Annotated in this window: 15 protein-coding genes; 7 read left to right on the top strand and 8 right to left on the bottom strand. The window is 35.7% G+C overall.

Annotated features, from left to right (window positions below):
- Positions 1-222: 222 nt before the first annotated feature.
- The 4 genes from QRN68_RS24985 to QRN68_RS24970 all read right to left on the bottom strand — a co-directional run bounded on the left by QRN68_RS24985 (position 223) and on the right by QRN68_RS24970 (position 4,160).
- A complete protein-coding gene (locus QRN68_RS24985) occupies positions 223-1,356 on the bottom strand; it encodes an MFS transporter (RefSeq protein WP_285400007.1) in 1,134 nt (377 codons plus the stop codon).
- Between the two features lie 147 nt (positions 1,357-1,503).
- Positions 1,504-3,024: a succinate CoA transferase gene (locus QRN68_RS24980; protein WP_285400006.1), complete on the bottom strand. Its 1,521-nt coding sequence runs from the start codon at positions 3,022-3,024 to the stop codon at positions 1,504-1,506.
- 250 nt (positions 3,025-3,274) lie between these two features.
- The gene (locus QRN68_RS24975) at positions 3,275-3,403 is read right to left on the bottom strand and encodes a hypothetical protein (RefSeq protein ID WP_285400004.1); all 129 of its coding nucleotides are present in this window, start codon (positions 3,401-3,403) and stop codon (positions 3,275-3,277) included.
- A gap of 106 nt (positions 3,404-3,509) precedes the next feature.
- A complete protein-coding gene (locus QRN68_RS24970) occupies positions 3,510-4,160 on the bottom strand; it encodes a LytTR family DNA-binding domain-containing protein (protein WP_053593997.1) in 651 nt (216 codons plus the stop codon).
- Positions 4,161-4,664: 504 nt separating this feature from the next.
- Here QRN68_RS24970 and QRN68_RS24965 point away from each other — a divergent pair.
- The 4 genes from QRN68_RS24965 to QRN68_RS24950 all read left to right on the top strand — a co-directional run bounded on the left by QRN68_RS24965 (position 4,665) and on the right by QRN68_RS24950 (position 7,780).
- Positions 4,665-5,459 (top strand): helix-turn-helix transcriptional regulator, encoded by a 795-nt coding sequence (locus QRN68_RS24965; protein WP_285400003.1) that lies wholly within the window; start codon positions 4,665-4,667, stop codon positions 5,457-5,459.
- Positions 5,460-5,804: 345 nt separating this feature from the next.
- On the top strand, positions 5,805-6,566 hold the full coding sequence (yidC, locus tag QRN68_RS24960; RefSeq protein WP_285400001.1) for a membrane protein insertase YidC: 762 nt from the start codon (positions 5,805-5,807) through the stop codon (positions 6,564-6,566).
- A 55-nt stretch (positions 6,567-6,621) separates the two neighbouring features.
- Entirely contained in the window at positions 6,622-6,870 is a 249-nt protein-coding gene (locus QRN68_RS24955; protein WP_285400000.1) for a hypothetical protein, read from the top strand.
- Between the two features lie 136 nt (positions 6,871-7,006).
- The gene (locus QRN68_RS24950) at positions 7,007-7,780 is read left to right on the top strand and encodes a M15 family metallopeptidase (RefSeq protein ID WP_285399999.1); all 774 of its coding nucleotides are present in this window, start codon (positions 7,007-7,009) and stop codon (positions 7,778-7,780) included.
- Positions 7,781-7,842: 62 nt separating this feature from the next.
- Here the strand turns inward: QRN68_RS24950 and cls are convergent, their stop codons facing one another.
- From cls to QRN68_RS24935, 3 genes are all read right to left on the bottom strand, one after another.
- Positions 7,843-9,297: a cardiolipin synthase gene (cls, locus tag QRN68_RS24945; protein WP_285399997.1), complete on the bottom strand. Its 1,455-nt coding sequence runs from the start codon at positions 9,295-9,297 to the stop codon at positions 7,843-7,845.
- Positions 9,298-9,428: 131 nt separating this feature from the next.
- On the bottom strand, positions 9,429-10,220 hold the full coding sequence (locus QRN68_RS24940; RefSeq protein WP_285399995.1) for a YwqG family protein: 792 nt from the start codon (positions 10,218-10,220) through the stop codon (positions 9,429-9,431).
- Between the two features lie 100 nt (positions 10,221-10,320).
- Complete coding sequence (locus QRN68_RS24935) at positions 10,321-11,481, bottom strand: MFS transporter (RefSeq protein WP_285399994.1); 1,161 nt, start codon at positions 11,479-11,481, stop codon at positions 10,321-10,323.
- 506 nt (positions 11,482-11,987) lie between these two features.
- On the opposite strand from QRN68_RS24935, the gene QRN68_RS24930 reads away from it, so the two are divergent.
- A complete protein-coding gene (locus QRN68_RS24930; protein ID WP_004232019.1) occupies positions 11,988-12,125 on the top strand; it encodes an Lmo0850 family protein in 138 nt (45 codons plus the stop codon).
- A gap of 86 nt (positions 12,126-12,211) precedes the next feature.
- On the opposite strand, the gene QRN68_RS24925 is transcribed toward QRN68_RS24930, so the two are convergent.
- Positions 12,212-13,399, bottom strand: a complete 1,188-nt coding sequence (locus tag QRN68_RS24925) for an FtsW/RodA/SpoVE family cell cycle protein (RefSeq protein ID WP_285399991.1) — start codon at positions 13,397-13,399, stop codon at positions 12,212-12,214.
- A gap of 401 nt (positions 13,400-13,800) precedes the next feature.
- Here QRN68_RS24925 and QRN68_RS24920 point away from each other — a divergent pair, with 401 nt between their 5' ends.
- Positions 13,801-14,553 carry a hypothetical protein gene (locus QRN68_RS24920; protein ID WP_285399990.1) on the top strand — a complete coding sequence of 251 codons (753 nt, stop codon included), beginning with the start codon at positions 13,801-13,803 and terminating at the stop codon, positions 14,551-14,553.
- A 204-nt stretch (positions 14,554-14,757) separates the two neighbouring features.
- Positions 14,758-15,837, top strand: a complete 1,080-nt coding sequence (locus QRN68_RS24915) for a D-alanine--D-alanine ligase (protein ID WP_285399988.1) — start codon at positions 14,758-14,760, stop codon at positions 15,835-15,837.
- Positions 15,838-15,842 lie beyond the last annotated feature (5 nt).

Genomic DNA, 15,842 nt, shown 5'->3' with positions numbered 1-15,842 from the left:
TTTTTAAAAGTTAAACTCTTTTAACAATAAATACTGGATGTTTTTCAGTGCCCTCTTTCACACATGAGAAGGTTTTTTGTTGATAAGGAAATTATAGATTTTAATTGTGGATACTAGGAGCATCGTTTTCGTCTAGGCTAAAGCGCTACATCCTCGAGGTCGTTTCGATCCCTCGGGCAAAAGTGGAGGAGCGCTTACTTTTGCTTTGGGCTCTCGAGCGCTTTAGCGCATTTGTTTTGTGCTTATAATAATAATTGCAAATACTAATAATACAACTCCAGTAAATATAAAGCCGCTGACAACACCTAGTGAGAGCCATCCGAGTAAGGAGGAACCTAAGACAACACCTAGCGAGAAGAAGGCATAAAAATAACCATAGGCTTTTCCACGAATTTCAGCAGTTGTCGAGTCGATTAAAAGTGAATTTACTGATGGGAATAAGAAGCCAAAGCCGATACCGTAGCAGGCCATTGGAATATAAAGTAACGTACTTGAATCTGCCTGACTAATTAAAATTTGACTTACCCCCATTAAACTTATACCAAGCGCTAATGTTTTAATGGGAGCAACTTTATCGAAAATACGATTAGTGGGCAAAATAAATACAAGTACAGCAATAATTCCAAATGTACTCATTAATGTCCCGCTTAAACGCGAATCGAAGCCTAAAGATTGCACTTTTAGAGGAAGTAGATAGGCAATAACCCCTTGGGAAAACATTAAAAAGAATGCACCTAAGAATGCCTTTAAAGTACTTGTATTTTTAAAAAATACACTTATAGGAATGTTTGTACTTGGTTCAGATTTTTGTTTTTTTACTTGGTTTGATTTTAGTAAGAAAAAGGAAAGAATACCTAACAAAATCATAAAGCTTGCTGTTATATTAAATACAAATGGTACGCTAGTACGACTTGCTAAAATACCACTAAACGCAGGACCGATTATGGCAGCAATGCCGACGAACGCCCCAGAAATAGCACTGCCCTTACCTCTTTTTTCTTGCTCAGTTGCATTTGCTAAAAATGTGAATGCAGCAGGTACGATTAGGCCAGCAACTAATCCATGTACAAAACGAACTATTAATAGAATAATAGGGTCTTCTACTAAATTATATAGTGATAATGAAAGACCTGTCGTTAAAAGTCCTATGATTAAAATAACAAAGGGACCTTTACGATCTGTTAAAAAGCCAGAAATAATATTACCTAATGTATTGGAAAGGGAATACATACCTACTGCTAGGCCAGTTAAGAAGGCTGATGCCCCTAAGGATTCAGCATATGTACTCATAACAGGGAGCTGGGTAAATAGGTCAAAAAATGAAAAGAATATAATCAAATATATAAATTTCTTCATAGTTCCTCCGACGAAAAATTACGTATTTGGTGACATGCTAATAATTGACTACTAAAAAAGCCAAATTTAAAACTATCACTTTATTATACCATTTTCGACAAAAAAGAACGCCTAATAAGATTGACTTATTAAGCGTTCCTTGAGTTATTAAGCTTTAGCAATTTCTTTTTTCATTGTTTTGTTTTTAGCAAGATTTACGTGCCAAGAAAGTGCTTCCTCTAAAATATGAGGTGTTTGATGGCTACCAGTTGCTTCTAAAGCACGGTTATAGTAATCCCATAGTTGTTCTTTGTAATCTGGGTGTGCACAGTTTTCAATAATTAAAGGTACACGCTCTTGTGGCGCAAGACCACGTAAGTCAGCAATACCTTGCTCAGTTACGATTACATCAACATCATGCTCAGTGTGGTCAACGTGAGAAACCATTGGCACGATTGAAGAGATAGCGCCGCCTTTTGCGTATGATTTAGTAACAAAAATACCTAGACGTGCGTTACGTGCAAAGTCACCTGAACCACCGATACCGTTCATCATACGAGTACCTGATACGTGTGTTGAGTTTACGTTACCATAAATATCTAATTCAAGAGCAGTGTTGATTGAGATTAGACCCAAACGACGGATAAGCTCTGGGTGGTTAGAAATTTCTTGTGAACGTAAGCAAATTTTATCAGCATATTTTTCTAAATTGCCATATACTTTTTTCTGTAATTCTTCAGTTAATGTAATTGAAGTAGCTGCTGCAAATTTAACTTTACCAGCATCGATTAAGTTGAATACTGCATCTTGAAGTACTTCAGAAGCAACAACTAAATCTTCAAATTCTGAATCTGCAAAGCCATCAAGTACAGCGTTTGCTACAGAACCTACACCAGATTGTAATGGCATCAATTGTTTTGTTAAACGACCAGCTTTAATTTCATCGCGGAAAAAGTCTAATAAAATGTTCGCCATTGTTTGTGTTTCTTCATCTGGCGGTACGATTAATGAAGGAGCATCTGGCTCTTCAGAAATAACAATCGCTTTAATTTTAGCAGGATCTACTTTAATACCGATGTCACCGATGCGTTGCATAGCATCAGTCATTGGAATCGCTTCACGTTGACCTTGCTCACCTGGTACATAGATATCATGGATTCCTATTAAAGCTTCTGGGTGAGAGATATTTAATTCGACAATAATATTCTCAGCGTATTCAGCGAAGATAGGTGAGTTACCTACTGAGTTTGTTGGGATAATAAATCCATCTTCTGTAATAGCGACAGCTTCAAGGATTAAATATTTAATTGGTCCAATAATTCCTTGGCGAACTAATTCTGCGTTATGTGAAAGATGAGCATCTACATATAGTACATCCCCAGAGTTAATTAAATTACGGATACCAGCGTCACCTTGGAATGGTCCACGTTTGCGGATAGCACCAGCTTCAGCTAAGTATTTATCAACTTCAGGTCCTAAAGAAGCCCCTGTATATACATCGATTTTGAATTTTTCGTTTTTAGCGCGCTCAACTAATGCCATAGGAACCACTTTTGCGTCCCCTGCACGAGTGAATCCACTCATACCAACTACATCACCGTTAGAGATAAGCGCTGCAGCTTCTTCAGCAGTAACAATTTTACTTTCAAGTTCTTTTAAGCCTAGGCGTTTTTGAACATTTGCATCCATTAAAAAATCCTCCCCTAAAAAATATTGATGGAAACCGATTACAAAACTGGAAAAAGTTCTGTAAGAATTTTCTGTTTATTCGGTTGTAGTATGACTCCAACCATTTGAATAATATTATCACCAATTTGTCACAAAAACTTTAGAAAAAGCATTAAAATGAGTAAAAATAGGAAAAATGAGCATAAAATTGAATTTTCGACAGAGAAAACGTTTTAATGTAGAACTGTAATATTTTTTAAAAGAATTTCCTTTAAAAAGGCTCAACAACATAACGAGGGGGTAGCTGGGTGCTTTGTTGCTGCCGCTTCGCTTTCGCACAGACAAAAAAATGTTGCTGCCGCTTCGCTTTCGCACAGAAAAACCACACGATGTTGGTCACGAAGGCGTTATCAAAGGACGTGATGACTTTAGCCTTCGTCGTTTCAGTAAGCAAAAAAGTACAGCGAACATTTGAATAAGAAAATGCTCGCTGTACTTATAAAAAATTAGAAACCTAAAGAACGACGGAAGTAACTTGCGTAGCGTTGGCTAACAGGAATACGAGTACCGTCTTTCATGATTAATAAAAACGTTGAATGTGAATCTGGTTGAATTTCATCAATGTAGTCAATGTTAACGATATAAGAGCGGTGACAACGTATAAACGAGTCAGGTGCTAAAAATAGCTCTAAATCACTTAGGTTTAAACGGTGATAACCTTCACGACTCATTGTTTTAACAAATGTTTTTCGGAGCTGTGTTTCAAGATAAATGACTTGATCATGTTTGATTGGGTACCAGCAATCGTCAATTTTAATCGTAATGTAGTTCGTTAAAAATGCTGACGGCTTTTGCGGGAAGATAGCAGTAATAGCACCCTTAGTTTCGCCTTCTTCCATTAAAGGAATACTCATGCCGTAATATGCTATACCAAATACATCAGGTTCAATGTAAGAGCTTATCTTTTGCCCATAGCTTAATGCTTTGTGAGCTGCTGAACCTTCTTTAATTGGGTCGCCAGGCTTAATTTTTAAATCAACTTTCTTGCTCGGTTGGTAATACAAGTATTCGTTTGTATCGGAAATTGCGATGGAAGTATTCTCAGGGAAGAATTCCTTAATAATTTCCATAATTTCTTCTATCTGTTTTGGATCCACTATTAACACCTCGTCTAAACTTTTAAAAATAGTATTATCATCTATTTTACTACATATTCGTATAAATTATATAGAGAAGATTTCGGAATAAAAAAGAGAAATGTCGATTGATGAAAAAAATAGGCGTAAAACAACTTGCATAATTTGTAATATATTTTAAATGATTACTAATTTATTTTGATATGTATATGGTAAAATCTAATTGTGAGAAATAAGTTTACGAGGTTTCTACTATGCATATATGATAAATTAGCACTAGAGAGAAAGACAAAATGTGGTTGAAAGAAAATCGCAGAATATGGTAAAATTCACTGTATAGTCAATTTTTTTTGTAAACAGATGGTTTAGTTGGGTTATTTTTAAGTTATATTCGATATATAATTGTGAAATAGGACTCAATTTATATGATCAATAAGGAAAACTATTTTCTTATTTGGTATAAGTAGATTGATGTCGAAATTTTTGAAAGTAATTCGGGCAATCTGAGGAAAGATGGGGAAGATTATGCAACTACATCAACATTCTATGTCAGAAACGATATCAAAAAGATACTTCCAGGAAATCGATAGCATTAACCAATACATCGGAGTAGAAGAATTTTTTAATATTGAGTCGAAATTAATATTTGAAATTTACCATTTAGAATCTGCAAAGGCTAAGAAATCTTTGCATGAATTAATTGATATTCTTTCAATACGTTTTGGCAAACAAGTCATTAAAATTGTTCGAAGTTATTTTTCTGTTTTGTCGTCAATTGTTGCTCGTAAATTGCTAGACAACCAAGTACCTTCGAAGAAAGCGTTTGCTTTTAACATTGCTTGTAATGATATGATTGAAAATCAGATGAAAGACGCAGAATTTTTACAATTTGCTGATGATCTAATTGATTTCTTTGTCTATTTTATTGCAGATCGCAAGCAACCGACTTTCCGCCACCAGACCGTTAATAAAGTGATTATGTATATCAATGATGAATTGGAAAATGACTTAACAGTGGAGAGTATTGCACATAATTTCCATATAAGTACTAGTCACTTATCACGTATTTTTAGAGAACATGTTGGTATTACACTAGTTGAATACTTAAATGTTCGTCGAGTAGAAGAATCTCAATACTATCTAAGGCACACAAATAAAAGTATTACTTCTATTTCAGATCAATTCCATTTCTGTAACCAAAGCTATTTTACCCGTATCTTTAAAAAATATACTGGGGTAACACCCAAACATTTCCGAGACGAGCTTCATCATGAGTTTTATCGTTTTGAGATGGCGGAGTCTGAGCTTCAAAACGTTTAACTTATTTCAGCGGGTGTCCAAACATCCGCTGAAATAGAGGAACTCGGGCTAAGAACTTCACATCCTGTGAAAACGTCTGAGTGACCGAATCGTGTCGGCCTTCATGGCAGGACTAAGCACACGCAATTATGCCGAAGTATAGTTGATAGCCAAGAAGTATACTTAGTATTATTCACAATGGGTTATAAATAAGATGAATAAATAGGATGCGGACGTATTAGCGATGCTAAAGCTCGCATCTTTTTTATGTGCATAACAATGTAATTAGTAGCACTTGCTATTTGATAAAGATAGACCTTATAAGGTATACTTCAATTTAGTTGATAAATAATAGTAGGTGGAAAAATGAAAAAATTGAAGCTATTTTCAATGCTTGGACTTGTCGTTTTTGTTCTTAGTGGCTGTCAAGCTGTGCAAGACAAAGAAGGTTTTTTCTATGGTCTTTTTGTAAAACCTATGGAATTTTTACTGGAATTTTTCAGTAAAACCATTTTTTCAGGTAACTATGGTTTAGCAATCATCGCTATTACGGTCCTTGTTCGTTTAATTTTAATGCCGATTATGTTGAAAAATTATCGTTCGCAACAATTGATGAAAACGAAGATGGATGCGTTTAAGCCTGAAATGGAAGCTGTCCAGAAAAAAATGAAGGAAGCAAAGACAAAAGAAGAACAAATGCAGTATCAGCAAGAAATGATGGCATTATATCAAAAACATGGCATCAATCCACTCAATATGGGTTGTTTACCAATGTTAATTCAAATGCCTATTATCATGGGTCTTTATTTCTCTATTTTATATTCTGCAGATGTGAAATCGCATGAGTTTTTATGGTTTAGCTTAGGTTCACCTGATATCGCTATGACAATTATCGCGGGTATTGTATATTTAGTTCAAGCACGTGTGTCATTATGGACAGTCCCTGAGCAACAAAAAGCACAAATGAAAATGTTTATTTATATTTCACCAATTATGATCGTCTTTATCTCGATGTCATCGATGGCGGCTCTACCACTTTACTGGTCTGTCAGCGGTGCACTATTGATTCTTCAAACGTATATCGGTCGAAAATACTATTCGGAGCATCCGGATAAAGCAAAATCATAAAATAATTTATGTCGAGGCGCCTATGTAGCCTCGATTTTTTTAGGAGGACAGCAAGATGAACAAAAAGTGGCTACCATCTATTCTAGTCGCGGTTTTTAGTGTTGCAGCTATTGTATTTATGATCATGGGTAACTTTAGTTTTGCGGTATTTGCAATGACTATTATGTTTGCTCTATCGAATGGTTTTAGGGCTAAAAGTTTTAAAGAGCAAGGCTATATAAAAGAGGCAAAATGGATGAAGTACATGGCAATCTTTTTCACGATTGCTTCTATAGTAGTGTTGATTACTATTGTCACAGACTAACTGATTTATTTTAAAATCTACTACACCTTAAATTGTGAACAGTGCTAAAATGAAACTATACCAATAAAGTATAACTGTAATCGGTACTAAAGAATTAATCTTGTAGTACTTGATAACTTTAAAAGGGGTAAAAATAGTGAAAAACAAACGTCTACCACTCATCGTTGGTGCTTGTATTTCAGTGGCGCTAATTGTATCTATTTTTGTAGTTTATAATTATAAAAATAACCAAAAAAGCAAGGCATCAGATGAGCAACAACCTACAACAGAGCAAACTGAAAAAGACTCGCCTGCAACGGAAAAACCGGAAAAAACAACAGAAAAACCTGTAAAACCTGAGCAACAGCCGGATGAGAATGGCTATTTACCAAACCAAACGTTACCAACTGATCCGACATATATTAATGGTGTTTTACTAGCCAATAAAATATATCCGCTACCATCTACCTTTGCGCCTGGAGAGAATCCAGAGGCACGTCAAGCTCTAGATAAAATGTTGGCTGCAGCAAAACAACAAGGGTTTGATTTAGCGGCATTTAGTGGCTATCGGTCTTTTGATTATCAAACAAAATTATATAATAACTATGTTAACCGTGATGGACAGGCTGCCGCTGATCGCTATAGTGCACGACCAGGATACTCAGAACATCAAACTGGCTTAGCCTTTGATATTGGAGAGCGTGGCAAAGAAGATTTATGGTTGACTGAGGAATTCGGTGAAACGCCAGCTGGTCAATGGCTAATGACGAATGCTCAAGACTTCGGCTTTATTTTACGATTCCCAAAAGATAAAGAGGACATCACGGGTTATATGTATGAGTCATGGCATTACCGTTATGTTGGCATAGACAAGGCAAAAGAAATTAAAAAACAAAATATCACATTAGAAGAATATTTAGGTGTGAAATAAAAAAAGGGAAGAGAGCTGTTCATTATTTAGTAATGAACTAGCTCTCTTCCTTTTTCTGTGCCCTACAAGATAGGCGTTAATAAACGTGAAATTGATTCTTTAAACTTAATGAGTGTAGAACGATTTTGGTACATTTCCCAAGTTAATTCAGTACAATCGAAAATATCCTTTTCAAACAGCTCAGCAAGCTGATGGGAAATCTTTGAGTCATAAATAAAGGCATTTACTTCGAAGTTTAAGCTGAAACTTCGCACGTCAAGGTTTGCGGTTCCGACTGTAGATGCTTCATCGTCAATAATAATCGCTTTAGCATGAATAAAGCCCTTTTCATAAATATAAACTTTTGCTCCTGCGCGCAATAATTGTCCAACGTATGAGTATGTAGCCCAGTAAACAAACATATGATCAGGCTTATTTGGAATCATGATTCTTACATCAATGCCTGATAGCGTCGCGATTTTAATGGCATCTAAAAAACTAACATCGGGTATAAAATACGGCGTTTGGATATAAATGTATTTTTGGGCCATATTAATAAGCTTTAAGTAGCCAATTTTAATTTGTTCCCAGTCGGAATCGGGTCCACTTGAAACGATTTGTAATCCCACATCGCCTTTTTTGGGGATAGCAGGGAAGTAACGGTCTGAGTAACCCATTTTCTGTTGTGCGGATGCTTGATTCCAATCAAGTAAAAAACGTGTTTGTAATGGATGCACCGCACTACCTTCAATACGTAAATGTGTATCTCTCCAATAGCCAAACTTCTTCTGTAGCCCAAGATACTCATCCCCAACATTAAAGCCACCTATATAGCCAATACGGCCATCAATAACAACGATTTTTCGGTGATTTCTAAAATTTAAACGAGGGTTTAGCAGTGGCAAAATGGATGGGAAAAATACTTCAACTTCACCACCTGCATTAAGTAATTCCTTGAAATGGCGTTTTTTAACATTCCGTGAGCCCATTTCATCATATAAGAGTCGTACCTTTACCCCTTGCTTAGCTTTCTTCGTAAGTTTATCAACAATGCGTGTACCTAAATCATCTAGACGGAAAATATAATATTGAATGTGAATATGATCTTTTGCTGCTTCAATATCTTTAAGAAGCTGCTCAAATTTATCAGCACCATCATCAAAAATCTCAATGTGGTTGTCTTGCGTTAATACAGCATTATTTGTTTTAAGATGCATATAAATCATTTCTTTATAATTTTCCGCATTTTCGATACGAAAGTCGAACGTATCGTCCCGAATTGCTTCTTTCTGATAGCTAATGAGGTTATCAATCCCAATATCTTTGCGTCCTTCCCAACGGAACAAATGCTTTTTTCGTAGTTGTCGTCCGAGCAGCAAGTATAAAATAAACCCACCTAATGGAATAAAAAATAGTACGAGAATCCATGCCCATGTAGAAGTGGGATCTTTACGTTCTAAAAAAATTACTACCAACGCAGCTAAAATATTAATAAACATAATTAAAGGTACTGTATATCCGACTGTAAAAATGCTCATTCCTACACCTGCCTTTACTATATTTTCGCAATATGTTTAGTATAGCTTACTTTACAGGTGGAAAGAAGATATGAAATTTGTAATAAGTATTTGAAAAGGATTACCTCGAAAACTAGAACGAGGTAATCCTTTTAGTAATGCTCCCATTGAAATAAAATATCAGAAAAATCTCTTTGAAGTAACTTATCACGATTGATGAAAAATTTACCAACCCCGCTATCTGCCCACATAATACCGATTTCGTCATGAGAATCGATTTGGAGCAACAGCACATCATATCGTTGGAGGAGCTGTGATTGGTGACGAATATCCTCCTCTAAAAAATAGGCATAGCCACCAATTTTAGCTCCAGCCCCTAAAAAATGTTGTAGATAAATCTCCTGTAAATCAACATCTTCTGGTAAAGGAATTAAGTTTGGTAAATAGTGTATTGCACGATAATCTAAAGCAGAAACAGGTTCTTGGATAGGCTGGAATTGTAATGCTAACTCCTGATGAATAGGGAACCAATCATCTGCTGCTTGTGTTAAAAACTCCAGTCTTGGAACTGTCGCTTCGGAATTTACGGTAGGGTAATATCGTATTTTATAAAATTGCTGGAAAATATCCTCATGATAATGATCAGCATTCACGAAAATATTGGATGAAATAAAAAATTGCAGAATACCCTGAGATGGGAAATCTTTTAATGGTGGCATTTCTGCAAAGTTAATTTGAGCTAATAGCCGCATAGACTCACCTGTGATATCTTTCGGATATGTCCGGTAATAGGGTAAATAAGGTTCCCCAGCAAATTTACTTTCCGTTAACGTAGTTAAACGTTTGTAGGGAGTGATTATCATCGCTGAAAGAAGTGTATCTTCAATTTCAAAACGAAACGATTCTAGCTCTTTTGGAAGTAAAAGATTTGTTGTTTTGTTCATGCAGAGCCCTCCGATATTACGCTTTAAGCAGCAGCCAAATATTCCTTGACGTATTCTATATACTTCGACTTACTATTAAGTTACGGTTTTTAACAATAAATTATTCAAGTCGTAAAGATTTATTTGAAGCTTTAAAAATATAAATTAAACTTATTGAAACGACCGCTATTGCTGCGGAAGTATAATAGCCTAAATTAGGTTGCATTGTAAATAGCCAAGTGAAGAATAAAGGACCGAGAATGCGACCTAGGTTATCCATTGAATAGGAAAGGCCTGCAGCAGTCCCGTATTGACCACCAGATTCTTTAGATGAAAGGGATACGACACTTGTTCTTGCAAGTGCATTTCCAGCTGTAAAGACACAAAGAGCAAGACCAGCCATAAATAAGTTAGCTGTTAAAGTGAATAAAAGCATACCTATAGCTGTGACAATTTGTGCACCTATTAACCAAGTTGTCTCGCTTCCGTTTTTAATACGTCTAACAACACCGCCTTGAATAGCTGCATCTACAAAGCCACTAAACATAAACAAATAACCGATTTGTAATGGTGTAATTTGAATTCGTTCGATTTGGAACAGTTGGAACGTGGCTTCTACTCCTGCCAGCATAAAAGTTACTAAAAATGAGAAGACAAATAAATAACGTACACGGTACTGTAGCATTTTTCCGGCACCCTTAGGTACAATTGCACGTTTATTTGTATCTTTTCGTTTAGCGGGTTCTTTTAAGACGAAACTTGCATAAATAAATAAGAGTGCAATTAGTATTGCTGAAGCGACAAATGGCAGTTGTATACTATAGTGTCCGAGCATACCGCCAATTGCTGGACCGAAAATAAAACCAAGCCCGATGGACATGCCCATGAGACCCATGTATTTATTGCGATCTTCCTCACTCGACATATCAGCTATAAAGCCTGTTACAGCTGTATACAGTGCGCCCGAGAATAAACCACCCACAACACGTGAGACGTATAGAATTGCTAGATTATCAATAAATAATGAAAAAATAATAAAGCTTAAGCTAAAACCAACCAGGCCCATTAATATAAGTTGTTTTCGACCTACCTTATCGGACAGCATACCCCAAAGTGGTGCAGTGAAAAAACTTGCAAGCGAGTACACTGTAAGTAAGCCACCTACGTGTATATCATCCCAATTCTGCTGAACCACAACCTCCGGTAAAACAGGTATAATAATCCCAAATCCAAGGTAGACGAGGAATTGAACAGACATTAATAATAAAATTGCTTTTTTCATACAGCACCCTGCTTTCTTTCGATATTTTAGTATGTATATTCTACCTCTCTTGTTCTTGTTATTACAAGAAGGTGGAAAATAAAATAAAATCCTAGGCGTGTTGATTAGGGAAAAATAGGTTAATTCTTGAGCGGTAAAAGGATTTTTTTTGTTATCGCTTTGCTAAGATGTATAAAAAAATGCAGACAGTTAACAATGGGATTATATTGATACTAAAATGTTAAGTAACTAAAAATTTTTTTGTATCGATTGTCGCATAGTGTATTAACTTATTTCTGAGGTATATTATTTTAGGGAATATCGGTATTTATAGGTTTGATTTTTTATATTTGTGGTAAATAATAAAAAGAAAAAATTTACATTGTAACAAAAATGAAAAATTTAAAAGCCGAGTTAAATGGTATGATAGAAAGTGATAAACTTGTCAGACATCATACACATACAAAAATGAAACTTTTTTGGAAATAAAACGTTTATAAATTCGAGGAAAGATTGAGGTGGAATGTATGACAAAAGAAGTAGATTTGAAAAAGATTGTTTCGAATTTATCTAAGTTGGGTGTAACAGCCACTGTAACAAAGTCTCGACTTGAACTTTTAAAAGTGCTCACACCACCAACACAAACTCCGCAAGTTCAAGCTTAACTCGTTTTACAGTTTTACAAATGAAAATGGGTAGTCTCTGTAATTGAGACTACCCATTTTCTATATCTATCATTCTAAGGTGTTATTTAATCATCATCATCGTGCGTAGTAAACATGTAAGTACGATAGTGGAAGCGCATGCTAAAGACAAGTCCGATGGCGAGTGCGTTCCCCATCAATGAACTTCCTCCATAACTGATAAACGGTAAAGGTATACCAGTGATAGGTAATAACTGAATTGTCATACCAATATTTTCGAATACGTGGAAGGTAATCATTGCAATAATACCAGCACATACATAGGTTGAGAATGGATCTTTCAATAATAGTGTAGTTTTTGTTAAATGATAGATTAATAAAAAGAACATACAAATAACGAAACTAGCGCCAATAAAACCCCATTCTTCTCCAATAACTGTGAAAATAAAATCGGTATGACCTTCGGCAACGTAAACTTCACGACCTTTGTAGCCTTTCCCGAAAATTTCACCTGAACCAATGGCATTTAAGGAAGTAATTAAATGGTATCCCTCACTAGAAGAATATGAATAGGGATCTAACCAAGAATAGATTCGAGCAAACTGATACGGTTTCAAGCCGAATGCTTGTTCTAAAAAATCTTGCATATAGAGTGCCATCCATAAAAGAGTACCACCTACTGCAGCTCCTCCTACAAAAATTGGTAAAATGATTTTCCATGATACACCTGCTACAATAACAAGGGCTGCCGTAATGGCAAGGAATACAAGTGCTGAACCAAGGTCAGGTTGCTCCAAAATAAGGGCTAAAGGTACTACTAGTGTGAGAGCTATTTTACCTAGCAATAAAAAGTCCGTTTTTATTGATTTAAAAGGATGGGCTTCGTGGTGCTTACTAATAAGCCGAGCAAGTGCTAAAATGTAAAAGGTTTTCATAAACTCAGAAGGCTGTATATTTCCGAGGGGTGTATGATACCAGCTTTTTGCACTATTAATACGTTCACCGATTTGTCCTGTTCCTTCTGGCATGAAGATAAGTAGTACTAATAAGGCGATGCCAAAACCGTACATATACCATGACATCTTTTTATATTGATCTGGCTCAAAAAACATAACAATACTAATAATAACCGCGCCAATGACGTACCATTGTAATTGTTTAGGGACAAAGTTTTGGCCGTATTGACCTGATGTTTGCGCCGATGAAATGGCTAACAAACTTATGACTAGGAAGGTAAGAAGTATAAAAGCGAGCGTCCAGTCAAAACGACTCACGAAATTTCGTTTATTTTCCATACAAGCCACCTATATTAAAATAGTATCTCTTCATGAGTAAATTTGATGCAAATCAATTCCAATTCAATTTTGTATACTGCAAATATGTTTAACTGTGAGCATTCGCCATAGGGAATGAGGCGAATATCAATTCCAAAGTTAGCGTGCAAACGAGGAGGCTCGATGCTTGCTTGCAAAGGGCTTGAAATTCACTTAGATATTTGTAAAAAATGAATAGAATTATATTCTTTTAAATTTGCTCATTTAGAGTAGTTAACAACATATGAGCTTTCAAATGTTTAACATTCATATTATAACTCAAAAAACAGTTTTACGCCTGCGTATATTGTTGTGACGACAAATAGCAGAAAATGTTTCAAAAAAATCAAATTTAGTCTTATAATGTAGTGAAGAATGGGGTGATGGTTGTGGCTAAAAAATTGAAGTCAGCTGAAGATTTTATGTATCATATTTATGTTCATATGAATGATGTCGATAAATTTGTCATTTTTAGCGGGCTTAAATTCTCGCAATTTGTGGCTGCACTTGAACCACTGCATCACTTACTGTTGTTAAAACATTCCTATGAAGATGGTTCTTTTAATATGCATACACAGTTTGATTATATACCAGATGAGGAAGTACCTAGGTTTGTAAAAAAAGCTGCAGAATCCAAAGAATTGTGTTGGGTAGACTTTATGGATGAGAAGAGGCTAGACCAATTAACACCGATGGAACAAGGAGAATTGCTTTACGTAAGTCATAAAAAGGAACCGATTACTTCACCATTTTTTAATAAATTGCAAAATCGATTTGTCTACTATTCTTCAGATTTAGAGAAAATGACTAAAATTTATTTTCGTCATTTAAGTGATTCAGATTTACTTGTTGCCAATGTTTTTAACAGTTTAATTCGTGAGAAAGAACGTAGCACTGGTTTTTGGCGCCGAAAAGTAAAGTCAAGTATTCCTTCTATTTCACCTGAATTTTTGCGTGCTTATCGTTCTTTTGCTAAAGACGGGGCACTGTTATCGTTGTATCGTATCGAAAAGCCTAAAGTAGCTTACGGTATCGAAATTCGCAATCTATCAGAATACTCCTTCCCTGATGAAGTATGGGATGATTTAAATACAATTTTGAAAAATGAGCACGATGAATTGATTTATATTATTTAACCGTTCATTTGTAAGTAGAATGACTAAATCTCACCGTCAAAATTACGGTGAGATTTTTATTCGTCATTCAGTAATTGTTTTGATGTTTTGTGTTAGCGAAAGCAAAGCGTCAGCTACAATTACGGCAAGGCGAAATTGATGTCATTTATAAAGACGTTTCATGATAAACTAATAGTACTCAAGAAGTATGTGGAGGGCACAAAAATGAAAAAAAGAATCGGTTTATTATACGGCGGAAAGTCAGCAGAGCATGAGGTGTCATTGTCAACGGCACGTGCAGTAACTGGAGCTTTGAATTTCGAGGAGTATGAAGTATATCCGATTTTCATTACACTTGAAGGGGAATGGCGCCGTGGTGAGCGTCTAACAAAACCTGCAAGTACAATTGAAGAACTACAATTTGGTAACGATACCGCCGTTTTAGAAAATAAAATTACAGACTTTTTAATCGATAATGATGGTAAAGCTATACAATTTGATGTAATTTTCCCATTACTTCATGGGACAAATGGGGAAGATGGAACTGTGCAAGGTTTACTAGAAGTTCTAAATTTGCCGTATGTAGGAAATGGTGTGTTAGCATCATCAGCTGGCATGGATAAAGTAATTATGAAGCAATTATTTGAAATTGCCGGCTTACCGCAAGTGCCATATACGTACTTCATTCGTAGTGACTGGGCTAATGAACAGGAGGCTATCATTGCTCGTTGTGAAGAGAAATTAGAATGGCCGATGTTTGTGAAACCTGCAAACTTAGGATCGAGTGTCGGAATTAGCAAGGCAACAAATCGCGATGAATTAGTGAAGGCTATTGAAATAGCTTTACAGTATGATCGTAAAATTGTAGTTGAACAAGGTATTATAGCTCGTGAAATTGAACTCGCTGTGCTAGGAAACGACTTCCCAGAAGTTTCTGTACCTGGTGAAATTAAACCAGTAACTGAGTTTTATGATTATGACTCTAAATATAAAGATGGCTCAACAGCTCTTATTATTCCAGCAGAGCTTTCTAATGCCACAGTATCAAGCTTACAGGACCTAGCAAAGCGTGCGTTTAAAGCTATTGATGGAAGCGGTTTAGTTCGTGCGGACTTTTTTGTGACGGCTGATAATAGCATTTATATTAATGAAGTGAATACAATGCCAGGTTTTACACCTGTTAGTATGTATCCGCTTCTATGGCAACATACAAATGTAAGCTATCCAGAGCTTATTAATCGTCTGATTACATTAGCAATTGAGCGTTTTGAAGAAAAACAACAGCTTCACTATAAAAAAGACTGAGTGGG

This window comes from Lysinibacillus sp. fls2-241-R2A-57 (assembly GCF_030209535.1).
Lineage (GTDB): Bacteria > Bacillota > Bacilli > Bacillales_A > Planococcaceae > Lysinibacillus.
Note: the sequence above shows the minus strand (reverse complement) of the source record. Positions and strands in the feature narration are given on the sequence as shown.